Source organism: Cypionkella sp. (genome assembly GCF_034376685.1).
Lineage (GTDB): Bacteria > Pseudomonadota > Alphaproteobacteria > Rhodobacterales > Rhodobacteraceae > Cypionkella.
Genome location: NZ_JAXMJJ010000097.1, coordinates 61,601 through 86,293 on the forward strand (window position 1 = coordinate 61,601; position 24,693 = coordinate 86,293).

Here is a 24,693-nt window from a genome sequence, read left to right on the forward strand (position 1 = left end):
ACCAACCTGGGAGATTCCAATGAAGAAACTGCTTCTTGCCACCACGCTTCTGGCACTGACCGCAGGCTTTGCCTCGGCGCAAGTCGTGCGTTTGGCCACCGAAGGCGCTTACCCTCCCTTCAACTTCATCGACGACAAGGGCGAAGTCGCAGGTTTTGAGCGCGAGTTCGGTGATGAGGTCTGCAAGCGGGCCGCTCTGGAATGCACCTGGAGCACCAATGAATGGGACAGCATCATCCCCAACCTGCAATCGGGCAACTACGACGTGATCATCGCCGGTATGTCGATCACCGATGAGCGTTCGAAAGTGATCACCTTCTCGGACAACTACTACCCGCCAGCCGCCTCGGCTTACCTTGCCGCCGCAGCCGATGCCGATATCAAAACCGGCGTGGTTTCGGCACAGGTGGGCACCATCCAAGCCGGATATGTGGCTGAATCGGGCGCAACCCTGCTCGAATTCCCCACCCCGGATGAAACCGTCGCCGCCGTGCGCAACGGTGAAGCCGCTGCGGTGTTCGCCGACAAGGATTACCTGCGTCCGTTTGCAGACGAATCCAACGGTGCTTTGATGTTCGTCGGTGAAGACATCGCCATCGGTGGCGGCGTTGGTCTGGGTCTGCGTCAGTCGGATACCGAGCTGAAAGCCAAGCTCGACACCGCCATTCAGGCGATGAAAGCCGATGGCTCGCTGAACACGCTGATTGAGAAGCATTTCGGCGCGGAAGGCCTGAAATTCTAAGACCCAAAGGCCCCTCGGTGCAGACCGGGGGGCCGCTTTATTTCGGGCAGATCTGATGTTCGCAGCTTGCGCCACCCCCAAAGCGATTGAGGGCCTGACTTGGGCCATGTGCTACCTGACCTCGGGCAAGCACCTTGATTTCTATTGGTCTTTTGCCACCGTACTGTTGTTGCTGGCTGTCACCGCCCCGGTGGCTATGGCTTTGGGCTTTGGCGGGGCGATGGCCGCACGCAGCCAGATCACCCCGCTGCGCTGGTTCGGCAAAGCCTATACCGCGATGGTGCGCGGCGTGCCCGATATCGTCTATTTCCTGTTCTTCGTTATCGCGCTGGATCAGGGCATCGAATATCTCAACCACCTGCGCGTCTGCGAAGACACCTCGCAACCGGTGTTTCAGGGCCTTGAATTCCGGGTCTGCCCGGAAGCGAAAGTGCCCCCCGCCACCGCCTCACCCTTCGCGTTTCAAGCCTACGGCTTCAGCCTTGCGGTGATCACCTTTGCCATCGTGTTCGGCGCGTTTGTCGCCAACGTGATCTACGGCGCGATGCAAGCCGTGCCCCGCGCCCAGTTGGAAACCGCCGAGGCTTACGGCATGTCGCACGGTCAGGTCTTCCGCCGCATTCTGGTGCCACAAATGTGGACCTATGCGCTGCCGGGTCTGACCAATCTGTGGATGATCCTGATCAAGGCCACGCCCTTGCTGTTCCTGCTGTCGGTCAAGGACATCGTCTACTACGCCCGCGAGCTGGGCGGCACCAAGACCCAAGCCTATGACTACCCGCACCCCGACTGGCGGCTGTATTACTTCCTTGGCCTGTTGGTGTTCTACCTGTTGATGACCAAGGTTTCCGAAATCGTGCTGACCCGCATCTCGAACCGGCTGTCCAAAGGCCAAGCCACCGCCGCAGGCGAAGCCATGCGAAAGGCCGCGATATGAGCTGCTGGGAAACCTTCACTGACTACGCGCTGCGCTCTATCGGCATTGGCGCGAAACTGCTGCCAAGGACCGATTTCACCATCTGCCAACAGTTCACCCTGATAGGCTCGGGCCTGATCTGGAACGTCTATTTCGGCGCACTCGCCCTGCTGCTGGGCTTTTTCCTTGCCAATGCGCTGGCCTTGGCGCGCATCGCGCATAACCCCGTGATCCGCAAACCCGCCGAGTGGTTCGTGTTTGTGTTTCGCGGCTCGCCTTTGTTCATCCAGTTCTTTCTTGCCTATGAAATACTGGTGCTGTTGCCACGCACCGGGATCAACCTGTTCGGGCTGACGGTTGCAACCTCGTGGCTGACTAAGGCTTGGGCGGGCGCGCTGATCGTGCTGTTTCTGAACACCGCCGCCTATTCCGCCGAGATTTTCTACGGCGCGCTCCGCTCGATCCCGAAAGGCGATCTGGAGGCCGCCGAGGCCTACGGCATCACCGGCTGGCAGAAATTCCGTCGCATCCAGTGGCCGACCATGCTGCGCCTTGCCTGGCCGTCCTACACCAATGAGGCGATTTTCCTGTTCCAATCCACCACTCTGGTGTTCTTCTCGGGCTTTCCGGCGTTCAGCCAACAGGGCGACGCGCTGTATTATGCCAACTACTTCGCTGACAAGACCTTCAATCCGTTCATCCCCTATCCGATCGTTGCCTTCTACTTCGTGCTGCTGACTTTGGCGGTGATCTGGGTGTTTGGCCGCATCAATATGCACCTCAACCGCCACCTGCCGCAAAACATCCGCAGCAGAATTCGCTTGCGTCCTCAGCTTGTCCGATAGTAACCTACATTTGATCAAATTGCGGGACTGCTATCGTGGCAGCCGCCGGGATCACAAAAAAGGATAGGATCAAGGGCATGATCCGATCTGTCCGCTGGCCACTTTGGCAAGTGTGGGCGGCTCCATGCCTTCCTGATGTGTAATGATGAAAGACTGGCTGAGAAAGCATCCCGACGTGCGCACGATTCGTGTGGCGGCGGCGGATTTGAACGGGCAAGCCCGTGGCAAGCGGGTGCCTGCGCGCTTTGCAGATAACGTGGTGAAAAACGGCACGCGGTTTCCGTTTTCCGTGCTGAACCTCGACATCTGGGGCGAAGATATTGACGACAGCCCTCTGGTGTTCGAACAGGGCGACCAAGACGGCATCCTGAAACCCACCGAGCGCGGCTTCATGCCAATGCCGTGGTTGGAAGCCCCCACCGCCCTGCTGCCGATCTGGATGTTCCGCGAAAACGGCACCCCCTATGAGGGCGACCCGCGCCACGCGCTTGCCACCGTCGTCAACCGCTTCAAGGCCCGTGGCCTGACCCCGGTTTGCGCGATGGAGCTGGAGTTTTTCCTGATCGACGACTCTGGCAAGACCCTGCAAGCCCCGGCCTCGCCCCGCTCGGGCAAGGTGCGCAAAGCTGCCGAAACCCTTTCTATCCGGGCACTTGACGCCTTCGATACCTTCTTCACCGACCTCTACGACGCCTGTGAAGCGATGGATATCCCTGCCGATACCACCACCTCGGAGACCGGCCTCGGGCAGTTCGAGGTGAACCTGATGCATTGCGACGATGCCCTGCGCGCCGCTGATGATGCCTGGCTGTTCAAGATGCTGGTCAAGGGTCTGGCGCGGCGTCACGGCTTTGCCGCTAGCTTCATGGCGAAACCCTACCCGGAATATTCCGGCTCGGGCCTGCACACCCATTTCAGCGTGATTGATGAGAAGGGCGACAACGTGTTCGACTCGGGCGGTCCGAAAGGCACCGCGATGATGAAGAACGCCGTCGCAGGCTGCCTGAACGCGATGCACGATTCCGCGCTGATTTTCGCGCCGCACCAGAACTCTTATGAGCGTCTGGTTCCCGGCAAACACGCCCCCACCGCCATCGCCTGGGGCTATGAAAACCGCACCGCCGCGGTGCGGATTCCGGCTGGCAACCCGTCGGCCCGCCGCATCGAGCACCGCGTCGCCGGCGGCGATGTGAACCCCTATCTGATGCTCGCAGCCATCCTTGGGGCGGCACTGGACGGCATCGAGAATCAGATGGAGCCGCCAAGCCCGATCGTCGGCAACGCCTATGCCGTCGAAGGCCTGCCGCAGATTCCCACAGGTTGGGAAGCCGCGATTGACGCGCTGGAGCAATCTGAAATCGTGTCGCGCTTCATCCATCCCGAACTGATCAAGAACCTCGTCTCGACCAAACGGCAAGAGCTGCACTACATCGGCGAATTGACCAATACCGAGCGTGTCGAACTTTACCTCGACACGGTCTAGGCCGAATTCGCGCGCATTCCGTGCACGATTTCCGCGCGGAAATCGCCGCGCGCCGCGCGTTTGATCAAATCCCCGCAGTATCCCCCCTTGACCGACAGGGGGGGTGCTGCGCTACCCTCGACCCACCAATAGCGGACAGCACATGCTCATCGGAATCCTGCAAACCGGCCTTGCCCCTGACACCCTTGTGGAAAGCTCGGGCGACTATCCAGATATGTTTGCGCGGCTGCTGGCGGGCAACGGTTTCAGCTTCCGTACCTACCGCGTGGTCGAAGGCGAATTTCCGGCGAGCGTTAAGGAGTGTGAAGGCTGGCTGATCACCGGCTCGCGCCATGGTGCTTACGAAGACCACGACTGGATTCCACCCCTTGAGGATTTCATCCGCAACGCCTACGCCGCCCATGTCCCGATGGTCGGCATCTGCTTTGGCCACCAGATCATTGCGCAAGCGATGGGCGGCAAGGTGGAACGCTACGCAGGCGGTTGGGCGGTTGGTGCTACCGATTACGATTTCAACGGCCAGCACATCACGCTGAACGCTTGGCACCGCGATCAAGTCACCGAAAAGCCCGCCAATGCCAAGGTATTGGCAACAAATGATTTCTGCACCAATGCCGCCCTGATCTACGATGATCGGATGCTGACGGTGCAAGCCCATCCAGAATTTCGCCCCGAATTCATTGATGGACTGATGCAGACTCGGGGCAAAGGTCTGGTCCCCGACGAGGTCATGGCGGCAGCCGCAGAACGGCTGTCAGACCCGATCCAGGACCAGACGATGGCGGCGCAGATCGCTGCTTTCTTCAAGGCCAAAAGACCGTAAGTCCCCGCCTGCAAGACGGGGTTAACCCGAACCAACAGTGTGAAAAAATGTCCAAATGGACCGACCAGCTGCCAGAGGCAGCGCGCGAATACATCGGTGACCGCCGGGTAGACGAAGTGGAATGTGTGATCGGCGATATCGCTGGGGTGGCGCGCGGCAAAGCCATGCCTGCCGGAAAATTCGCCTATCAGGGCAATTACTTCCTGCCCAACTCGATCTTCCTGCAAACCATCACTGGCGAGTGGGCCGACAACCCGTTCGACGCCTTCACCGAGCCGGATATGATTCTGGAACCGGATTTCACCACCGCCACCGCCGCCCCCTGGACCGCCGACGTGACGCTGCAAGTCATCCATGACGCCAAGGATCAGCAGGGCAACCTCGTGCCGTTCGCGCCGCGCAATGTGCTGCGCCGGATCATGGATCTCTACGCCGCCGAAGGCTGGACGCCCGTTGTCGCCCCCGAGATGGAATTTTTCCTGACCGCCCGCAACATCGACCCGAACCAGCCGGTGATCCCGCCGATGGGCCGCTCGGGCCGCCGCGCAGCGGGCAAGCAGGCCTATAGCCTGTCGGCGATTGACGAATACGGCAAGGTGATCGACGACATCTACGACTTTGCCGAGGCGCAAGGCCTTGAAATTGATGGCATCCTGCAAGAAGGCGGCGCGGGCCAGATCGAGTTGAACCTCGCTCACGGCGACCCTATTCGCTTGGCCGACGATGTGTTCTTCTTCAAACGTCTGATCCGCGAGGCCGCCCACCGCCACGATTGTTTCGCCACGTTCATGGCGAAACCCATCGCAGGCGAGCCGGGTTCCGCCATGCACATCCACACCTCGGTGGTCGATAGCAAAACCGGCAAGAACATCTTCTCAGACAAGAAGGGCGGCGAAACCGAAGCTTTCCTGCATTTCATCGCCGGGATGCAGAACCACCTGACCGGGGCCATCGCGCTGCTGGCACCCTATGTGAACAGCTACCGCCGCTATGTGCCGGATTTTGCTGCCCCGATTAACCTTGAATGGGGCCGCGACAACCGCACCACCGGCCTGCGCATCCCGATCAGCAGCCCTGCGGGCCGCCGCGTCGAAAACCGCCTGCCGGGGATGGATTGCAACCCCTATCTCGGCATCGCCGCCACCCTCGCCTGCGGCTATCTCGGCCTGATGGAAAAGAAAGATCCGCGCCCGGAATTCTCGGGCTCCGCCTATATCGACAGCGACGATATTCCGGTGAACCTCGGCGATGCGCTGGACCTGCTGGAAGAAGACAAAGCTTTGTGCGAGGTGATGGGGCCGGAGTTTGTCGCGGTTTACGATTCAGTAAAGCGCAATGAATACAAAGAGTTCCTGCAAGTCATCAGCCCGTGGGAACGCGAACACCTGCTGTTGAACGTGTAACATGAACCTGCTGCATGCCAACGATCAGACGGGGGCCTACCCCCCGTCTTACTACGCCGCCACCCGCACGCCTTTATCTCCATTCCCGCCCTTGCAAGGCGAGACCCGCGCTGACGTCTGCATCGTCGGCGGTGGTTATACCGGCCTGTCCGCCGCCCTGCATCTGGCCGAAAAGGGCTATGATGTCGTGCTGCTGGAAGCCCATAAACTCGGCTTCGGCGCGTCGGGTCGCAACGGTGGGCAAGTCGGCTCTGGCCAACGCCAGGATCAGGATTGGATCGAGAAAGCGGTGGGGGTTGAAGCCGCCCGTAAACTCTGGGATTTGGCCGAAGAATCAAAGGCTTTGGTGAAGAACCTCATCCAAAGCCACAACATCCCCGTCACCTTCTACCCCGGCATCGCGCATGCCTGCTGGACGGATGCACAGGTGCGCGACAGCCACGCTTACGGCGAAAAACTCCAGCGTGACTACGGCTACACCCATCTTGAATCTCTCGACCGTGCGGGCATCCAGAACCTGATCGGCTCAAGGGTCTACAAAGGCGGCGAGATTGACCGTGACGCGGGCCATCTGCACCCGCTGAACTATGCGCTTGGCCTCGCCACCGCCGCCGCCAAATCTGGCGCACGCCTGCACGAGCTTTCCGAAGTCACCCAGATCGACCACGGCCCCACGCCCACCGTCCACACCGCCCAAGGCCGCGTGCACGCCAAACAGCTGATCCTCGCGGGCAATGGCTATCTCGGCAATCTCGCCCCGAAAGTTGCGGCAAAAGTCATGCCGATCAACAACTTCATCGTGGCCACCGAACCGCTCGGGGACCGCGCCAAGGACATCCTGTCGCAACCCGTGGCCGTGGCCGACACCAAATTCGTCGTCAACTATTGGCGTCTATCCGAAGACAACCGCCTGCTGTTCGGCGGCGGCGAATCCTACGGCTACCGCTTCCCCGACCTGATCAAAACCGTGTCAAAACCGATGCTTGAGGTTTACCCGCAGCTGAAAGGTACCAAGATCGACTATGCGTGGGGCGGCACTTTGGCGATCACCATGAACCGGATGCCCTGCTTCACCCGGCCCTATCCGAACACGCTTTCGGCCTCGGGCTACTCGGGTCACGGCGTCGCTATGGCCACCCTTGCGGGTAAAATCCTCGCCGAAGCCACCGCCGCGCAATCCGAGCGTTTCGATCTGATGGCCAGCCTGCCGCAGCCGCGCTTTCCCGGCGGTGCCGCCCTGCGCTGGCCGATGCTGGTGCTGGCGATGACATGGTATAGCATGCGCGACCGGCTTGGGCTTTAGGCGATTTTCTCTCCAAACGCCGCCCCATACAGCGGGGCGGTGTTGCCAAGCCTCTGCTACGAAGCAAAATTTGCCTGCCAAATAGGCGGATTTCGCCGCAAAGCCGCGATTGTCACTAGCCTGACACAGACCTTGCGTTTAAAGCTTTCCTGAAGAAGAGTTTAAGGAAAGCTGTGATCATGGCTGCTGACGGACAAACCCGCGCCCCGCAAACCTACGACGCTGAACCGATCCCCGAGGCCGCGCGCGCCGAGATTGAACGGCTGCTCAGCTCGGGCGATCTGTTCCGCTACACCGCCGCCGAAGGCGCGCCGGTGGCCCTGCTGGAGCAGGAATTCGCTGACCTCTTGGGTTGCAAATACGCCCTCGCCGTCGCCTCGTGTTCCGCGGCCTTGTTCCTCGCCATCAAAGCGCTGGACCTTCCGCGGGGCGCAAGCATCCTGATCCCCGCCTTCACCTTCGCCGCCGTGCCCTCTGCCGTCGTGCACGCCGATTGCACCCCGGTTCTGGTTGAGGTGGGTGAGAATTACCGCGTCGACATGGCGGATTTCGCTGCCAAGCTTGATGGCGCAGCCGCCGTCCTGATCAGTCATATGCGCGGCCACACCAGCGACATGGATGCGATCATGACGCTGTGCGATGCCGCGAATATCCCGGTGATCGAAGACGCCGCCCACTCGTTGGGCACCACCTGGAACGGCAAGAATATCGGCACCATCGGCAAGGTTGGCTGTTTCAGCTTCCAATCCTACAAGCTGGTCAACGCGGGCGAAGGCGGCATCCTGATCACCGACGATCCCGAAATCGCCGCCCGCTGCGTGATCATGTCGGGTGCCTATGAGCAGAACTGGAAGAAACACCCCGGCATGCAGAACAGCTACATGCTGTGGCAAAACAAGCTGCCGCTCTACAACATGCGGATGCAGAACCTCTCTGCCGCGGTGATCCGCCCGCAACTGCCCGAGGTCGCCAGCCGCGTCGCCAAGGGTCGCGCGGGCCATGACCGGGTTGCCGATCAGTTGAACGTCAGCCCGTTCCTGACCGTGCCGCCCGCCCTGCCCCCCGAGCAGCGCGCGCCCGACTCGATCCAGTTCAACCTCACAGGCGAGTGGACCGATGCGCAGGCCTTCGCCTTCCAAGCCCATGCCAAACAGCGCGGCGTCTCGGTGCAGATCTTCGGTCTGACCGAAGGCAACGCCCGCGCCTTCTGGAACTGGGAATTCCTTGGCCCCGCCCCGGATCTGCCGCAGACCCGCGCCATGCTGATGCGCGCCTGCGATGTGCGCCTGCCGACCCGGCTGACCGCAGCCGAGCTGGATTACATCGCCGAGGCGCTGATCCATGCCGCCGCGACGGTGAAAGCCCCGGCCAAAACCGCCGCAATCGCCTCCGCATAACCGCCACAGATAAATCCGCGCGGCGACTGCATTTTTCCTCTTGCAGCCGCCCCGCCCCTCGCTTATCTCACCGCCATCCGACGGTTGCGGGCGTAGCTCAGGGGTAGAGCATAACCTTGCCAAGGTTAGGGTCGTGAGTTCGAATCTCATCGCCCGCTCCATCGGAAATCCAAAGACCTGCATGAAAAAAGCGCCCTTCCGGGCGCTTTTTGCTGTCTGGAGTTTCGGTGCATGGCCCGCCGCGATGGCAGGCCAACCTCACCGCATTCGCATCCCACTCGCATCAAACCGAAACGCCCGCGCGGCATCCTTGGTCAGATAGACCCCCTCATCCACCGCGAAATCCTGCTCGCCAAACTGCCGCACCGTCAGCAGGCCGTGCGGTTCCGCGCGCACATAGATCAGCGTCTCGCTGCCCAGCTTTTCGACATGGCTGATCCGCCCCGCAATCGCACCACTGTCGCGCGAGATCGCCAGATGCTCGGGCCGCACGCCCACCGTCTCACCCTGCTCCCCCAGCGCGGCGGCTTTCAGGAAGTTCATCTTCGGGCTGCCGATAAACCCCGCCACGAAAGCATTGTCGGGATCGTTATAAAGATCCATCGGCCGCCCGACTTGTTCAACCCGCCCCGCGTTCAGCACCACAATCTTGTCAGCCAAGGTCATCGCCTCAACCTGATCATGCGTGACGTAAACCATCGTCGCCTTCAATTCCCGGTGCAGCCGCGCAATCTCAATCCGCGTGTTCACCCGCAACGCCGCATCCAAGTTCGACAGCGGCTCGTCAAACAGGAACAATTTCGGCGTGCGCACAATCGCCCGGCCAATCGCCACCCGCTGGCGCTGCCCGCCCGACAATTCCGCAGGCCGCCGATCCAGCAGCGCATCCAGCGACAGCATCCCGCTGGCCCGCGCGACACTTTCGGCCACCTGCGCCGTGGAAGACCCCGCCTGTTTCAGCCCCAGCCCCATATTGTCGCGCACCGTCAGATGCGGGTAAAGCGCGTAGGATTGGAACACCATCGCAATCTCGCGCTTGCTGGGCGGGGTGTTGTTGACGGACACGCCGTCAATCTTGATCTCACCACCCGAGGCATCCTCCAGCCCGGCGATGATCCGCAACAGCGTCGATTTCCCACAACCTGAGGGGCCGACAAAAACGCAGAACTCGCCATCCTCCACCGTCAGGTCAACACCCTTGATCACCTCAACCGTGCCAAAATTCTTCGTAACATTGGATAAAGTCAGATTGCCCATTTCAGGCTCCTAGCTTGACAGGTTGGCCGGACCGCACGCTTTCGTCAGCGGCAAGGCAAATGGCCAAAGATTGCACCGCGTCATTCATATGCCGGGTCAGATCGAGATTTTCATTGATCGCGCGCGCCACATAAGCCGCCTCACGGTCACAGAGTTCCTGATGCCCCGGCTCATCCGCCATCGAAATGTCGGTATCCCCGGTCGCCACCTTATGCACCCGCAGCAGCGAGGTTTTGGTGTGGGTGTCGATATCATCCGACCGCGCCGACTCCGGCATCCGAATGGAAACCGCGCCATTCGGGCTCACCACGTCTTTGACGAAAAACGCGGTGTCCGACATCATCGGGCCCCAGCCGGCCTCATACCAGCCCAACGAGCCATCCGCGAAAATCACCTGAAAATGCCCGTAGTTATACATATCTGGCGCGATATCCTGCGCCAGCCGCAAGCCCATGCCGCGCACCTCCACCGGCTGCGCGTCGGTGATCTGGCACATCACATCGACATAATGCACGCCGCAATCGACGATCGGCGGCGTGGTCTGCATCAGCGCCTTATGCACCTCCCAGGTTGGCCCGCTTGACTGCTGGTTTAGGTTCAGCCGGAACACATAAGGCCCGCCCAAGGCCCGCGCCTCGGCAATCAAACGGATCCAGCTGGGGTGGTGCCGCAGGATATAGCCCACCACCACCTTGCGCCCGGTCTCAACCGCCATCGCCTGCACCCGCCGCGCATCCGCAACCGTCGTTGCGAGAGGTTTTTCGACAAACACATCCGCCCCCGCCGCCATCGCGGCACAGGCATAATCGGCATGGCTGTCAGAATAGGTCGCCACACAGACCAGATCGGGCTTCAACGCCGCCAGCGCGGCGGCATAATCCGTCAGCAACGGATAGCCCTGCAATTCGGCAGGTAGATCGACCTTGGAGCGGTTGACCAGCCCGACAATCTCAAACGCCGGGTCGTTGTGATAGGCCAAAGCATGGCTACGCCCCATATTGCCGAGGCCGGCCACGAGAACTTTTATGGTCATTTAACGGCTCCTGCGGTGATGCCGCGAATAAGTTGGCGCGAGAAGATCAGATACAGCACCAGCACCGGCAGGATCGCCAAACTCAATGCCGCGAGCACCGCGTTCCAATCCGTCACAAACTGGCCGATAAAGACCTGGCTGCCCAAGGTTATGGTCTTGGTGCTTTCCGCCGGGGCCAAGATCAGCGGGAACCACAGATCGTTCCAGATCGGGATCATGGTGAACACCGCCACCGTCGCCATCGCCGGACGCACCAGCGGCAGCACCAGCCGGAAGAAGATGCGGTACTCCGACAACCCGTCAATCCGCCCGGCGTTTTTCAGATCATCCGACACCTGCCGCATGAACTCCGACAGGATGAACACCGCCAAAGGCAGCCCTTGGGCGGTGTAAACCAGCACCAGCGCGGTCAGCGTATTGACCAGCCCGCTCGCCACCATCAGCTGCAAAATCGCCACCGTCCCCAGCCGGATCGGGATCATGATGCCCAGCGCGAGATACAGCCCCACCAGCGTATTGCCCTTGAAGCGATACTCCGACAGCGCAAACGCCGCCATCGCGCCAAACAGCAGCACGAAGAACAAGCTGCCCACCGTGACGGTCATCGAATTCAGGAAATACTGAAAGAAATCGCCCTGTTTCAGCACGGTCTGAAAGCCGACCCAATCCAAAGTCTCGGCATTGGGCAGCGCCAATGGTTCTGCAAAGATCGCCTTGCGCGATTTGAACGCGTTGATCACGATCACGAACACCGGGAACAACGCGATCAGCGTGTAGGTGATCAGCACGGCATGGGCGGCAATGCTGCGGGCGGGGGAATGGCGTGAGACGGACATAACCACCCTCTTAAAACTGATAGCGGCGCAGCCGCGTTTGGATCGCAAACAGATAGATGCACACACCGATCAGGATGATGAAGAACATCGCGGTGGCAATCGTCGCCCCCATATTCTGATCGCCCAGTTGCAACTGAAAACCGAAGAAGGTGCGATACAGGAACGTGCCCAGAATGTCGGTGGCAAAATTCGGTCCCGCCAGCGCGCCTTGCGCCGAATAGATCAGATCGAAAGCGTTGAAATTGCCGACAAATGTCAGGATAGAGATAATCCCGATGCTCGGCAAGATCAGCGGCAGCTTGATCTTCCAGAACTGCGAGGCTCCGGTGATGCCGTCCATCTCAGCCGCCTCGATCACCTCATCCGGGATGCTCAAAAGCGCTGCATAGATCAGCATCATCGGGATGCCGACAAACTGCCAGACCGAGATCAGTGCCAGCGTGGTCAGCGCGTATTCCTCTTTCCCCAACCACGGCGCGAACAGGAATTTCAGCCCCACCGCATCCAGCATCCCCGGAGCCACCCCCCAGATCGGCGACAGCATCAGCTTCCACACAAAGCCCACCACCACGAAGCTCAGGATCGTTGGGATGAAGATCGCGGTGCGGTAGAACGCCGCCCCCCTCAGCCGGGGGTTGGAAAGGATTGCCGCCAGCAAAATCCCAATCGGGTTCTGCACCAGCATGTGTACGATGAAAAACCAGGTGTTGTTGCCCAACGCATTCCAGAAACTCGCCGACCAGCGCGGATCCCCGAACAGGGTGCGGAAATTGCCCAAACCGTTGAACTGCGACACCCGGTCCACCTTGGTGAACAGCGACAGGTTCAGCGTGGCAAATAGCGGGATGATCATGATGGCGGTGTAAACCAGCACAGCGGGCGCCAGAAACACCAGAATATGCCAGCGGAAGGGTTTGCGGTCGGACATGCGTTCGGCCTTTGCGTTTGCAGGGAAAGCGCCAAGCAGGGTCCGGGGGGCGCGAAAGCCCCCCGGCGTTTTCAGTCTAGCGTCAGGCTTACTTGGCCTTCTGCGGCTCATACCAGCTGGCCAAGCCCTCTTGCAGACGGGCCGCAGCAGCTTCCGGCGTCTCGGTACCCTTGATCACATTGGCCGAGGCATTCCAGGTCTCGTTCTCAAGGTTCGGCGTGCCCCGCGACAAGATTTGATAGGTCGAGCGGATCGACGACTGGCACTTGTCACGCCATGACACGAACTCCTGCGCCAGCGGATCTTCCATCGCAACCGGGGTAGAATTCAGGCTGAAGAAGCCCGGCAGCGCGTTGGCATACATCGTGGCGAACTCAGGCGAGCCGACCCATTCGAGGAACTTCTTGGTCTCCTCCGGATGCGCCGATTTCGCGTTCATCCCCAGCGCAATATCGGTGTGATCCGAGATGTAGCAGGTGTCGCCCGCCGCTTGCACCGGTGGCGCAAATGCCCCCATCTTGAACGTCGCTTGCTTGTTAAAGCCCGCGATTTCCCACGACCCGGCCGGATAAATCGCCGCACGGCCCAACGTAAACAGGTTCTGGCTGTCGGGATAGGTCTGCGCTTCAAAGCCGTCGCCCAGATAATCCTTCCACTTTGCAAGCTCGGTGAACGGGGCCACCCAATCCGCGTCCGTCAGCTTTTGCGTGCCCGCGATCAGCGCCAGACGGCCTTCCTCGCCCTTCCAATAGTTCGGCCCGATGTTGTTGTAGCCCATCGTGGCGGCTTCCCACTGGTCGTTGGTGCCCATCGCCAGCGGAATATAGGTGCCATCGGCCTTGATCTTGTCCAGAGCCGCAATGAACTCGTCACGCGTGGTCGGCACCGCGATGCCCAAAGCATCAAACGCGTCTTTGTTGTAGATAAAGCCGTGGATCACCGAGGCCATCGGCACGCAGAACGTCGCAGCCCCATCATCGGTCTGCCAAGCCGATTTCGCCACCGGAGAGAAATTCGCCATTGAGGCCAGCCCAGTCAGATCGGCCAGATTGCCCTTCTTGAACAACTCAAGCGATGCATCGAACGGACGGCAGGTCACCAGATCGCCCGCAGACCCTGCATCGAGTTTCGAGTTCAGAACGGCGTTGTATTCCGCAGGCGCCGTCGGCGCGAACACCACCTTGATGCCGGGATTTGCGGCCTCAAACGCCGGGATGATGGTGTCTTGCCAGATCAGCACATCATCGTTGCGCCAGGATTCAATCGTCAGCGTCACGTCTTGGGCTTGGGCCGCACCCGCCAGCAGCGTGCTGGCGAGCAGTGCGCCGATCAGTTTGGTCTTGGTCATGGGAATCTCCCTTGGTTGGTTGCAATACATCGGCTTTAGCTGCCGTTTTTATCGCTGCGTGCGATCGCCGCGCGCAGGTTTCCTTTGGTCTCGCTCAACAGGGCCAACGCCGCATCCGGCGCTTTACCCAAGGCAATCAGCACCGCTGGTTTCACCGCACCCCGCCCCATCACCAGAGCCTGTGCTGCCAGCAGTTCATCCACCGCCGCAATCCGCGCCACCATCGTGGCCGCCCGCGCGCGCAGTTTGTCATTGTCCGCCACAAGCCCAACCATCATGCCATCATGCACCTGGCCCAGCTTGATGCCCATCAGCGTTGACATCATGTTCAACGCCGCTTTCTGCGCCGTGCCCGCGCCCATCCGGGTCGAGCCTGCAATCACTTCCGGCGGCGTTGGCAAACAGATCGCCACATCGGCATGGTCAAACAGCTTGGCCCCCACCGCATTGGCAATCCCGATCACCTGTGCGCCCCGCGCCTGCGCCGCTTCGGCCACCGCCAAAGCATAGGGCGTGCGCCCCGAGGCCGTCACCGCAATCACCACATCGCCCGCGCGCAAAATTTCTGCCGCCCGCGTGCCTTCATCCGCATCATCCTCGGTATCGCCCGGCATCCGCGCATCCACCGGCAGGCCACCCGCCATCAGCAGCAGCACCCGATCCGCCGGAATGCCAAAGGTGCCGCCCAGCTCCAACCCGTCCGCCACCGCCATCAAGGCAGACGAGCCCGCCCCGGCATAAACCAAGCGTCCATCCGCTTGCAAAGCTTGCGCCATCAGCGCCGCCGCCGCCTCAATCTGCGGCAAAGCCTGCGACACCGCCTGCAAAGCAGACGCTTGAGCAGCAAGCAAATGCCCCAAAACCGCCGGACCCGGTAGCGTATCCAGACCCGTTGCGGCAGGATGCAGATGTTCAGTTACTGGCAGCGTCATCCGAATCTCCCCTGATCTCGCTATGAGATACCTATTCAATACCTCTTGTCCAATAAAATCTTCACAAACCGATTATCTGACGATTTTTCTGCCGTTTCCGGCTATTTTCAGGAATAAAGCCGTTGCATTTTTTGAAAGGTATCATAATGGTATCTGTATGGCACATTCAGAACCCCACTTGATCGGCCCACTCTTGGTCGGTGTAGACGGCGGCGGCACCTCCTGCCGCGCCACGCTTTTGGCAGGCCCTGACAAGGCCCGTTATGACGTTGTGCTTGGCCCTGCCAATGTCTCCACTGATTTTGACGCAGCGCTTGGCACCATCAACGCCGCTTTGGCACAATTGGCCGAAGCGGCGGGCCTGACCATGGCCGAGCTTTCCACCGCCACCGCCCATCTCGGCCTTGCCGGCGTGATGAGCCCCGCCATCGCCGCCCGTGTCGCCGCCCATCTGCCCTTCGCCCAAGTCAGCGTCACCGATGATCGCCCCACCACCATCGCGGGCGCTTTGGGCGAGGCTGACGGCGTCGTCGCCGCCATCGGCACCGGATCGTTCATCGGGCGGCAAGTCGCAGGCAAGATCCACGGCGTCGGCGGCTGGGGTTTCTACATCGGCGATCAATCTTCCGGCGCGTGGCTGCTGCGCCGCTGCCTGGAAGAAGTCATGCTGTCGGTCGATGGCTTCGCCCCCCACACCGATCTCAGCCGCGCCATCCTGAAAGAGCATGGCGATGATCCGGGGCAAATCGTGATGTTCTCACTGAACTCACAGCCCTCTGATTACGCCCGCCTTGCCCGCGATGTCGTCGCCGCCGCCGAAGCTGGCGATGCCTTGGGCGCACGCCTGATGCAGGAAGGCGCCGCCTATATCCGCCGCGCGCTGGACGTGGTCGGCTGGAAACCCACCGAAGCATTCTGCCTGACTGGCGGCCTTGGCCCCGCCTATGCCCGCTGGCTGGACCTGCCCAGCGTGACAGCCAAAGGCACCGCCCTCGAAGGTGCGCTCGCCCTCGCCGCCCGCGCATCGGGGGCACACAAATGAACGTCGCCGAATTTCTCAGCCCCGACCTCTGGCTCAACCCCGCCGCAGGCCCCTTATATGTGCAACTGCGCAAGCGGCTGGAAAGCGGCATCGAAAGCGGCTTTCTGGCCCCCGACACGCTGTTGCCACCCGAGCGCGAAATCGCCGCCCTCACCGACACCTCGCGCGTCACCGTGCGCAAGGCCATTGCCGATCTGGTCGACAAGGGCATTGTCGTGCAAAAGCAAGGCTCTGGCTCCTACATCGCCCCCCGCCAATCCCGCGTGCAGCAATCGCTGTCGCGGCTGACCTCGTTCACCGAAGACATGGCACGGCGCGGCCTGACCACGGAATCGCGCTGGCTGGAGCGCGGACTGTTCCTGCCCACCCCCGAGGAAGTCATGGCCCTCGGCCTCGCCGCCCAAGACCGTGTCGCCCGGCTGGAGCGTGTGCGCACCATCGACGGCCAGCCGATGGCGATTGAACGCGCCTCGCTCTCCACCACCATTCTGCCCGACCCCACCTCGGTCGAACGCTCGCTTTACGCCACCCTCACCGCGCGCGGCCACCGCCCGGTGCGCGCCGTGCAACGCATCTCTGCCGCCAACTTGGGCAAACGCGACGCCGATCTGCTGCATGTGCCGGTGGGCGCAGCTGGCCTGCGCATCGAGCGGATTTCCTATCTCGCCTCTGGTGCCGTAGTGGAATTCACCCGCTCGATCTATCGCGGCGATGCCTATGATTTTGCAGCCGAACTTCAAATCGGCCCCGAAGACGAAGGACAAAACCCATGACCGAGCTTGAAACCCACATGGCCCGCGAAGTGGCGGAAATCCCCGAATCCACCCAGCGCTTCCTGACCCAATCCGCGCCGCAGATCGAAGCCGCCGCAGCCGCCATGCGTGCAGCCAACCCGCAACTGATCGTCACCGTCGCGCGCGGTTCTTCCGACCACGCCGCAACCTACCTGAAATACGCGGTGGAACTCTTGGCAGGCGTCCCGGTGGCCTCGGTCGGCCCATCCATCGCCTCGATCTACGGCCGCCCGCTGCATCTGGCCAACGCCGCCTGCATCGGCATTTCGCAATCCGGCAAAAGCCCCGACATCGTGGCGATGACCGAAGCCGCCCGCGCCGGTGGCGCGCTCACCATCGCCATCACCAACTTCGCCGACGCCCCAATGGCGCAGGCCGCCGCCCACTGCCTGCCCCTCGCGGCCGGTGAAGAAAAAAGCGTCGCCGCCACCAAAACCTTCGTCAGCTCGGTGGTCGCTGGCCTCGCCCTCTTGGCCGAATGGCAAGACGATGCCCAACTGCGCGCAGCCGTAGCCGACCTGCCCCGCGCCTTCGCCGAGGCGCTCACCCAAGACTGGTCCGCCCTCTCCAACCGCCTCTCTCGCGCGCAACAAGCCTTCGTTTTGGGCCGTGGCCCCGGCTTCGCCATCGCCTCCGAAGTCGCGCTCAAATTCAAGGAAACCTGCGGCCTCCATGCCGAAGGCTATTCCGCAGCCGAGGTGCTACACGGCCCCTCCGCCATCGTGCAAGAACGCTTCCCCGTCCTCGCCCTCGCCGTCGAAGACGCCGCCCTGCCGCAAATCACCGCCACAGCCGAACGCCTCGCCGCCCAAGGTGCCGATGTCTTCATCACCGGAGCCAGTGCCAAAGGCTGCACCACCCTGCCCGCGGTCTCTGGCCTGCACCCGCTGCTCGCCCCCCTCGTCACCGGCGTCAGCTTTTACCACTTCGTCGAACACCTCGCCCGTCGTCGCGGTTTTGATCCCGACACCCCGCCACACCTGCGCAAAGTGACGCAAACGCTATGACCCGGTTGATCCTCACCGCCCCGCAGGTGTTCGACGGCACCAAGATGCTGCGCGACCACGCCGTGGTGATCGAGGCGGGCGAGATCACCGCCCTCCTGCCCATCACCGAAGCCCCCAACGGCCCGCGCCAAGCCCTGACCGGCACCCTCGCCCCCGGCCTGATCGACCTGCAAGTCAACGGCGGCGCAGGCATCATGCTCGACGGCACCGCCACGCCCGAAAGCATCGCAACCATCTGCGCCGCCCATGCCCGCCTCGGCGCCACCGGCATCCTGCCCACCCTGATCACCGACACCCCCAGCGCCACCACCGCCGTGATCAAGGCCGGCATCGCCACCGCCAAAGCCAAAACCCCCGGCTTCCTCGGCCTGCATCTCGAAGGCCCGCACCTCGACCCCAAACGCCAAGGCGCGCATGATCCCGCGCTGATCCGCCCGATGACCGACGCCGATCTCGCCGAACTCTGCGCCGCCGCGTCCCAGCTTCCCGCCCTGATGCTGACCCTCGCCCCCGCATCTGTCACGCTTGCTCAAATCACCCAACTGACCCAAGCCGGAGCGATCGTCTCCCTCGGCCACACCGAAGCCAGCTACGACCAAGCCATCGCCGCCACCCAAGCCGGTGCGGCTTGCGTCACCCACCTGTTCAACGCGATGTCGCAACTCGGCAACCGCGAGCCTGGTCTCGTCGGTGCCGTCCTCTCCGGCAGCCTGCACGCCGGAATCATCGCCGACGGCTTGCACGTCCATCCCGCCACCCTGCGCACCGCCCTCGCCGCCCGCCCCGAAGGCCTGTTCCTCGTCTCCGACGCGATGGCCGTCGCAGGCACCGACCTTACCGAATTCACCTTGGGCACACGCCGCATCCTGCGCCAGAACGGCCGCCTTTTGCTGTCAGACGGCACCCTCGCCGGAGCCGACCTCAGCCTGCCGCAAGCCATAGCCTTCCTGATCACCCAACTTGGGCAAGCCCCCGCCCGCGCACTGGCGATGGCCACCCGCATCCCCGCCGCCCTGATCAGAGCAAACGCAGGCGCAATCCTCCCCGGCACCCCGGCCGATCTGGTGCATTTCGATGCCAACTGGCAGCTTGGCACCGTCTGGCAGAACGGCATCCGCCTCTAACGATCCGCCGCCAAACCCAGATCAAAATACATCTGAATTAGCCCTTGCACCGCCCCGCACACCTCGCTAAATACCCGCCTACGGAGTGCGGGCGTAGCTCAGGGGTAGAGCATAACCTTGCCAAGGTTAGGGTCGTGAGTTCGAATCTCATCGCCCGCTCCAGTATCAAAAAGGCCGCTCGCCCGAGCGGCCTTTTTGGTTTTCCGGGGCCGCGTCGCAGATCAATCCCGCCAATCCATCGCGGTAAACCCCTCGCGGAACGCAAAGCGTTCCAGATGCCGGTCAATCACCGATTTCGCATCCGCCCGTTTGTCATCGGCCACCTCGGCAAACCGCACCTGCAAAGCCTCCGCCGTGGCGCTCACCTCGGCCACGCCCAGCGTGAACGGAATCCGCCCAGAGGTTTCATCAAAACTGACCTCGATCTTATGGGCAAAATGCTTGCACAACTGCTGCAAGTATTTCGAGGCGTTCGGCGTGGTAAATGTTCCAACAAGCTGCATCACAGGGCCTTATCTGACTGTTTCACTCAGAATATACACCCGCAACCCCGCCAACCACAACCCGCAGCCGCCAAAACCCGATAAACCCCTTGCACCCCCCGCCCATATCCCCTATCTCACCCAAACCTTGAGGCGGGTGGGCAGGCAGGCTATGCGCTGGATTGCAAATCCATGTAGATCGGTTCGATTCCGATACCCGCCTCCAGGGATTTCCCCAAAAGCCTGACTTATCAATGCGGTGGCCGCTCGGGTCGCGGACGAAACACCGGCAGCGCCCAGTCAAATCGAATGGCCAAAACCCGGATCAGGCACGCCACTGTCAGACCCACCGCCATCGCCAGATCGCGCGAAAAACCCAGTGCCACCAGCCCGACAAACAGCACCGCCCCCGCCGCCGAGGCCGAAACATAGATTTCCCGCCGCAGCAGAATCGACGGCTCTTGCCCCAGCAAATCGCGGACAATGCCGCCGAACGCCGCCGTGATCACCCCCATCACCACAGCCACCAGCGGCCCTGCCCCGGCATCCAAGCCCTTGCTGGTGCCCGCAATCGTCACCAGCGCCATGCCGAACGCGTCCAGATACAACACCACCCGATAGCGCGAGCCCAGCAGATGCGCGCTGAAATGCACCAACGCCGCAACCGCCAGACAGACCGCAACCGGCGCCGGATCAATCACCCAGAACACCGGAACCACCAAAAGCAGGTCGCGCAACGTGCCGCCGCCCACCCCTGTCACCACCCCAAGCCACAGAAATCCCAATATATCCATCTGCTTGCGCGATGCGACCAGCGCCCCCGTCACCGCAAAAACCGCCGCCGCCACCAAATCCAACATGCGCTGAATCGACGCCTGCGATATCTGCGCCTGCGCCAAATGATCCTGAAACAACTGAGCAATATCTGTCACGTTCGGGCTTTCCTGATTGCGCTGTTGCGTTTGCTGCGGCCTAGGGCTCGCCCTTGTCATGGCAGGTGTCGCGAACGGCATAGGTCTTGGACTTTGGTTTAGGCCAGCTTGGCCCGCAAGGCCACAGTTCTGCTGCTGTCAAAGCGCCGCCCGCTATCCCTAAGTAAAAGAATCAGGTTTACATTTCCTACCGTTTCGCTAGGTTATCTCAGCAAGCCTTTTGACAGCCACGGTGCCTAAATGATCGTCTGCCACTGCCAAGCCATCTCGGATCATGACATTCGCGCCGCTGTCGACTGGATGCGCGCGTCCGACCCCGACACCATCATTACGCCGGGAAAGATTTACCATGCTTTGGGCAAGCGCGCCGATTGTGGCGGCTGTATGCCCTTGTTCCTTGACACGATGCGGCAATCTGCGAATTTCGGAGTTGTATCGGCAGCAGCGCCGGGCCAACAGATACCGAATTTGCGCAGCGTGAAAGGAATGTCCCATGAAGGGCGACCCAAAAGTCATCGAATATCTCAACGCGGCTCTGCGGTCTGAACTGACCGCCGTTAGCCAATATTGGCTGCATTACCGCCTGCAAGACGATTGGGGACTGGGCCATCTGGCGGCCAAAAGCCGCGCCGAAAGCATCGAAGAGATGCACCACGCCGACAAGCTGATCACCCGGATCATCTTCCTTGAAGGCCACCCAAATCTGCAAAAACTCGACTCTCTGCGCATCGGCCAGACCCCGCGCGAAACGCTGGAAGCCGACCTTGCCGCCGAACACGAGGCCCGTACCTTGTATATCGAGGCGCGGCGCTACTGCGATCAGGTTGGGGATTTCGTCACCCGCGCGCTGTTTGACGAGCTGACTGCAGACGAGGAAGGCCACATCGATTTCCTCGAAACCCAGCTTGGTTTGCTAGAGCGTTTGGGCGAAGAGAAATACGCCATGCTCAACGCCAAACCCGCCGATCAGGCTGAATAAACGCGTAAGGGGAGGCGTCTTCCGCCTCCCCTCCCCAGCGCAAAACCAGCACCAAGGTTAAGAAGGTCTGAACTAGACCCACTTAACCCTTTGATTTCCCATAAACACCAAGCCTGTCCACGCGTGGACAGCCTAACTCCAGTCCAGCACCACCTTGCCCGACTGCCCGGATCGCATCACCTCAAACCCGGTCTGAAACTCATCCACCCCAAACCGGTGGGTGATGACTTTTCGCACATCCAGCCCATTCTCCAGCATCGCGATCATCTTGTACCAGGTCTCGAAAATCTCGCGCCCGTAGACCCCCTTGATCGTGATCGCCTTGAACACAATCCGGCTCCAATCCACCGGAGATTTCCCCGGCGGAATCCCCAGCATCGCAATCTTGCCGCCCATCACCAGCGCCTCGATCATCTGATCCAAGCCCCGCTGATTGCCCGACATCTCCATCCCGACATCAAAGCCCTGCACGATCTTCAGCCGCGCCATCACATCCTTCAAATCCTCGGTGGCCACATTCACCGGCGTCACATCCGCCACCTCCGCCGCCAACTTCAACCGCGCCGGATTTATATCGGTGATCACCACATGCCGCGCGCCCACATGCCGCGCCACCGCCGCCGCCATGATCCCGATCGGCCCCGCCCCGGTGATCAGAACATCCTCACCCACCAGATCGAAACTGAGCGCGGTGTGGACGGCATTGCCCAGCGGATCCAAAATCGCCCCGATCTCATCATCAATGCTGTCCGGCAACGGCACCACATTGAATGCAGGCAGTCGCAGATATTCCGCAAACGCGCCGGGTTCATTCACCCCAATGCCGCGCGTCGCAGGATCCAGATGGAACTTTCCGGCCCGAGACTGGCGGGAAAGTTTGCCAATCAGATGCCCCTCGCCCGAACAGCGCTGCCCGATCTCCAGCCCCTCAACCAAGGCCCCCTTGGCGACGATCTCGCCAGCAAATTCATGCCCGGTGACCAGACCAACAGGCACCGTTCGCGCCGCCCATTCATCCCAATTCCAGATGTGAATGTCGGTGCCGCAGATCCCGGTCTTCTTCACCTTGATCAGCACATCCTCCGGCCCGATTTCGGGCACGGCGCGCTCTTGCATCCACAAGCCAACCTCAGGCTTTGCCTTGACCAAAGATTTCATCGGATCGCCCTCACTTCCTTGCCCGCCGCTTCAAACGCCGCCAGCGCAAAATCCAAGTCATCGGTTGAAAGCGCCGCATTCATCTGCGTCCTTATCCGCGCGCCACCATGCGGCACCACCGGATAAAAGAACGCCGAAACCATCACCCCGCGCGCATCCAGCGCCCGCGCAAAACTCTGCGCAAGCGGCGCATCGCCCAGCATCACCGGCACGATCGGATGTTCGCCCGGCAGCAAGCGAAAGCCAATCGCCTCCAACCCCGCCCGCCAATAGGCGGCGTTATGGAACAACTGCGCGCGCAGATCATCGGCAGCCTCAACAATGTCCAGCGCCGCCAGTGCCGCGCCGACCACCGCTGGCGGCAGCGCATTCGAGAACAAATACGGGCGCGCCCGTTGCCGCAAAAGATCAATCATCGGCTGTGGCCCGGCGATATAGCCACCCAACGCCCCGCCCAAAGCTTTGCCCAAAGTCCCGGTCAAAACGTCAACCTTCACCCCGGCATGAAACGATGTCCCTCGCCCCTGCGGCCCCATGAATCCGGTCGCATGGCAATCATCCACCATCGTCAGCGCACCATACTTCTCGGCCAGCGCCGCAATCGCGGGCAGGTTGGCGAGCGTGCCATCCATCGAGAACACGCCATCGGTGGCGATCATGATAAACCGCGCGCCATCCTTCACGGCGGTTGCAAGCTGCACCTCCAGATCGACCATGTCATTGTTAGCGAAGCGATAGCGCTTGGCCTTGCACAACCGCACGCCGTCGATGATCGAAGCATGGTTAAGACTGTCGGAAACAATCGCATCCGCCTCGCCCAGCAGCGGCTCGAACAGCCCGCCATTGGCGTCAAAACAGGCGGCGAACAGGATCGAATCCTCCATCCCGAGGTAATCCGCAATCCGCGCCTCCAACGCGCGATGCAAATCCTGCGTGCCGCAAATGAACCGCACCGAGGCCATGCCATAGCCGTGGCTGTCCATCGCATCCTTGGCAGCCCGAACCAGCCGAGGATCATCTGCCAAGCCCAGGTAATTATTGGCGCAAAGGTTAAGCATCTCGCGCCCCGCCACCCGCACCCGTGCACCTTGGCCAGCCTCAATCAACCGCTCCCGTTTCATCAGCCCATCGGCCTCAATCCCGGAAAGCGTATCGCGCAAATGGTTCAGAAAACGTGAATCTGTCATGGCAGAACTTCCTCCAACTTAACGGATATAACCGCAGACCAAAACGAAAGTCAATATAGCGGAAATTCGTCCGCCACACCGGATTTCATTTCACATTGGTCCAAATACTCTGGGGGTGCGGGGGCTAGCCCCCGCCCATTTCAGCTGTCCTGCACGATCAGCAAAGCCCGCGCCGCGCCCGCCTCTGCGGCAATCGCATGATCTCGGTCGGCCGGATAGCGCGCGGTATCGCCCGGCCCCAACACCTGCTCATCCTCGCCCGAGCGCACCCGGATCTGGCCCTCGATCACCGTCAGATGCTCGCGGCATCCCGCAGAATGCGGCTCGGATTCCAGCAAACCATTCGCCGCCAGGCGCAGATCGTACACCTCGTGCTCGCCCACCGCATCGGCAGGCGACAATATCCGGATCGAAACGCCATAGCCGCGCCCACCAATCACCGGCGCTGCCCCCGCGCGGATCACTTCGATCCCCACTTCGGGACGCCCTTCCAGCAACCCCGCGAAATCCACCTGCAAAGCCTGCGTCAGATTCCACAACGTCGCGACCGTGGGCGAGGATTCGCCGCGCTCGATCTGGCTGACCATCGACCGGCTGACGCCCGACAGCTTGGCCACCGCATCAAGGCTCAGCCCCCGCGTTTTGCGCGCCTCACGCAGCGAGGCCGCCAATCTGTCATGGATATCAGACCTTGGATTCATCCGCACACCCTGCCGATGCCAAAGCCATCCGTCAACGCCCG

Annotated in this window: 25 protein-coding genes and 3 tRNA genes; 17 read left to right on the forward strand and 11 right to left on the reverse strand. The window is 61.4% G+C overall.

Features of this window, described 5'->3' with window-relative positions:
• Positions 1-19: 19 nt before the first annotated feature.
• The 9 genes from U1A24_RS18885 (at position 20) to U1A24_RS18925 (ending at position 9,073) form a co-directional block, all read left to right on the forward strand.
• Complete coding sequence (locus tag U1A24_RS18885; RefSeq protein WP_322323533.1) at positions 20-742, forward strand: transporter substrate-binding domain-containing protein; 723 nt, start codon at positions 20-22, stop codon at positions 740-742.
• 55 nt (positions 743-797) lie between these two features.
• Positions 798-1,679: an ABC transporter permease gene (locus tag U1A24_RS18890; protein WP_322323534.1), complete on the forward strand. Its 882-nt coding sequence runs from the start codon at positions 798-800 to the stop codon at positions 1,677-1,679.
• Positions 1,676-2,503: an ABC transporter permease gene (locus U1A24_RS18895; RefSeq protein ID WP_322323535.1), complete on the forward strand. Its 828-nt coding sequence runs from the start codon at positions 1,676-1,678 to the stop codon at positions 2,501-2,503. Before U1A24_RS18890 ends, U1A24_RS18895 begins: the two co-directional genes overlap by 4 nt.
• A 145-nt stretch (positions 2,504-2,648) precedes the next feature.
• Positions 2,649-3,986 carry a glutamine synthetase family protein gene (locus tag U1A24_RS18900; RefSeq protein WP_322323536.1) on the forward strand — a complete coding sequence of 446 codons (1,338 nt, stop codon included), beginning with the start codon at positions 2,649-2,651 and terminating at the stop codon, positions 3,984-3,986.
• Between the two features lie 142 nt (positions 3,987-4,128).
• The gene (locus tag U1A24_RS18905; RefSeq protein ID WP_322323537.1) at positions 4,129-4,809 is read left to right on the forward strand and encodes a type 1 glutamine amidotransferase; all 681 of its coding nucleotides are present in this window, start codon (positions 4,129-4,131) and stop codon (positions 4,807-4,809) included.
• A 47-nt stretch (positions 4,810-4,856) separates the two neighbouring features.
• Complete coding sequence (locus tag U1A24_RS18910) at positions 4,857-6,212, forward strand: glutamine synthetase family protein (protein WP_322323538.1); 1,356 nt, start codon at positions 4,857-4,859, stop codon at positions 6,210-6,212.
• A gap of 1 nt (position 6,213) precedes the next feature.
• A complete protein-coding gene (locus U1A24_RS18915; protein WP_322323539.1) occupies positions 6,214-7,515 on the forward strand; it encodes an FAD-binding oxidoreductase in 1,302 nt (433 codons plus the stop codon).
• Between the two features lie 179 nt (positions 7,516-7,694).
• Positions 7,695-8,912: a DegT/DnrJ/EryC1/StrS family aminotransferase gene (locus tag U1A24_RS18920; RefSeq protein ID WP_322323540.1), complete on the forward strand. Its 1,218-nt coding sequence runs from the start codon at positions 7,695-7,697 to the stop codon at positions 8,910-8,912.
• An 86-nt stretch (positions 8,913-8,998) separates the two neighbouring features.
• Positions 8,999-9,073, forward strand: a tRNA-Gly gene (locus tag U1A24_RS18925).
• Positions 9,074-9,170: 97 nt separating this feature from the next.
• On the opposite strand, the gene U1A24_RS18930 is transcribed toward U1A24_RS18925, so the two are convergent.
• The 6 genes from U1A24_RS18930 to U1A24_RS18955 all read right to left on the reverse strand — a co-directional run bounded on the left by U1A24_RS18930 (position 9,171) and on the right by U1A24_RS18955 (position 15,246).
• The gene (locus U1A24_RS18930) at positions 9,171-10,169 is read right to left on the reverse strand and encodes an ABC transporter ATP-binding protein (RefSeq protein WP_322323541.1); all 999 of its coding nucleotides are present in this window, start codon (positions 10,167-10,169) and stop codon (positions 9,171-9,173) included.
• Position 10,170: 1 nt separating this feature from the next.
• Complete coding sequence (locus U1A24_RS18935; protein WP_322323542.1) at positions 10,171-11,202, reverse strand: Gfo/Idh/MocA family oxidoreductase; 1,032 nt, start codon at positions 11,200-11,202, stop codon at positions 10,171-10,173.
• Entirely contained in the window at positions 11,199-12,038 is an 840-nt protein-coding gene (locus U1A24_RS18940) for a carbohydrate ABC transporter permease (protein ID WP_322323543.1), read from the reverse strand. Before U1A24_RS18940 ends, U1A24_RS18935 begins: the two co-directional genes overlap by 4 nt.
• Before the next feature lie 10 nt (positions 12,039-12,048).
• Positions 12,049-12,966 (reverse strand): sugar ABC transporter permease, encoded by a 918-nt coding sequence (locus tag U1A24_RS18945; protein WP_322323544.1) that lies wholly within the window; start codon positions 12,964-12,966, stop codon positions 12,049-12,051.
• A gap of 88 nt (positions 12,967-13,054) precedes the next feature.
• Complete coding sequence (locus U1A24_RS18950; RefSeq protein WP_322323545.1) at positions 13,055-14,314, reverse strand: ABC transporter substrate-binding protein; 1,260 nt, start codon at positions 14,312-14,314, stop codon at positions 13,055-13,057.
• A 35-nt stretch (positions 14,315-14,349) separates the two neighbouring features.
• Positions 14,350-15,246, reverse strand: coding sequence for an N-acetylmuramic acid 6-phosphate etherase (locus U1A24_RS18955; RefSeq protein WP_322323546.1), 897 nt, complete (start codon positions 15,244-15,246; stop codon positions 14,350-14,352).
• 157 nt (positions 15,247-15,403) lie between these two features.
• Between U1A24_RS18955 and U1A24_RS18960 the strand changes: the two genes are divergently transcribed.
• The 5 genes from U1A24_RS18960 to U1A24_RS18980 all read left to right on the forward strand — a co-directional run bounded on the left by U1A24_RS18960 (position 15,404) and on the right by U1A24_RS18980 (position 19,375).
• Complete coding sequence (locus U1A24_RS18960; protein WP_322323547.1) at positions 15,404-16,288, forward strand: BadF/BadG/BcrA/BcrD ATPase family protein; 885 nt, start codon at positions 15,404-15,406, stop codon at positions 16,286-16,288.
• On the forward strand, positions 16,285-17,061 hold the full coding sequence (locus tag U1A24_RS18965; protein WP_322323548.1) for a GntR family transcriptional regulator: 777 nt from the start codon (positions 16,285-16,287) through the stop codon (positions 17,059-17,061). The genes U1A24_RS18960 and U1A24_RS18965 overlap by 4 nt, the downstream gene beginning before the upstream one ends.
• Positions 17,058-18,089: an SIS domain-containing protein gene (locus tag U1A24_RS18970; RefSeq protein WP_322323549.1), complete on the forward strand. Its 1,032-nt coding sequence runs from the start codon at positions 17,058-17,060 to the stop codon at positions 18,087-18,089. The genes U1A24_RS18965 and U1A24_RS18970 overlap by 4 nt, the downstream gene beginning before the upstream one ends.
• A complete protein-coding gene (gene nagA / locus U1A24_RS18975; RefSeq protein ID WP_322323550.1) occupies positions 18,086-19,213 on the forward strand; it encodes an N-acetylglucosamine-6-phosphate deacetylase in 1,128 nt (375 codons plus the stop codon). The genes U1A24_RS18970 and nagA overlap by 4 nt, the downstream gene beginning before the upstream one ends.
• A gap of 87 nt (positions 19,214-19,300) precedes the next feature.
• Positions 19,301-19,375: transfer RNA gene (locus U1A24_RS18980), tRNA-Gly, on the forward strand.
• A 59-nt stretch (positions 19,376-19,434) separates the two neighbouring features.
• Here U1A24_RS18980 and U1A24_RS18985 read toward each other — a convergent pair.
• Complete coding sequence (locus U1A24_RS18985) at positions 19,435-19,716, reverse strand: DUF2218 domain-containing protein (protein WP_322323551.1); 282 nt, start codon at positions 19,714-19,716, stop codon at positions 19,435-19,437.
• Positions 19,717-19,847: 131 nt separating this feature from the next.
• Between U1A24_RS18985 and U1A24_RS18990 the strand changes: the two genes are divergently transcribed.
• Positions 19,848-19,921: transfer RNA gene (locus U1A24_RS18990), tRNA-Cys, on the forward strand.
• Between the two features lie 25 nt (positions 19,922-19,946).
• Here U1A24_RS18990 and U1A24_RS18995 read toward each other — a convergent pair.
• Positions 19,947-20,627 (reverse strand): trimeric intracellular cation channel family protein, encoded by a 681-nt coding sequence (locus U1A24_RS18995; protein WP_322323552.1) that lies wholly within the window; start codon positions 20,625-20,627, stop codon positions 19,947-19,949.
• A 240-nt stretch (positions 20,628-20,867) separates the two neighbouring features.
• Between U1A24_RS18995 and U1A24_RS19000 the strand changes: the two genes are divergently transcribed.
• Together U1A24_RS19000 and bfr are read left to right on the forward strand one after the other, a co-directional pair.
• Positions 20,868-21,173, forward strand: coding sequence for a (2Fe-2S)-binding protein (locus U1A24_RS19000; protein ID WP_322323553.1), 306 nt, complete (start codon positions 20,868-20,870; stop codon positions 21,171-21,173).
• Complete coding sequence (gene bfr, locus U1A24_RS19005) at positions 21,121-21,606, forward strand: bacterioferritin (protein WP_322323554.1); 486 nt, start codon at positions 21,121-21,123, stop codon at positions 21,604-21,606. The genes U1A24_RS19000 and bfr overlap by 53 nt, the downstream gene beginning before the upstream one ends.
• 132 nt (positions 21,607-21,738) lie before the next feature.
• Here bfr and tdh read toward each other — a convergent pair whose 3' ends face one another.
• From tdh to U1A24_RS19020, 3 genes are all read right to left on the reverse strand, one after another.
• Positions 21,739-22,764, reverse strand: coding sequence for an L-threonine 3-dehydrogenase (gene tdh / locus U1A24_RS19010; protein ID WP_322323555.1), 1,026 nt, complete (start codon positions 22,762-22,764; stop codon positions 21,739-21,741).
• Complete coding sequence (locus tag U1A24_RS19015; protein ID WP_322323556.1) at positions 22,761-23,951, reverse strand: glycine C-acetyltransferase; 1,191 nt, start codon at positions 23,949-23,951, stop codon at positions 22,761-22,763. The genes tdh and U1A24_RS19015 overlap by 4 nt, the downstream gene beginning before the upstream one ends.
• Before the next feature lie 140 nt (positions 23,952-24,091).
• Positions 24,092-24,652, reverse strand: a complete 561-nt coding sequence (locus U1A24_RS19020) for an XRE family transcriptional regulator (protein ID WP_322323585.1) — start codon at positions 24,650-24,652, stop codon at positions 24,092-24,094.
• Positions 24,653-24,693 lie beyond the last annotated feature (41 nt).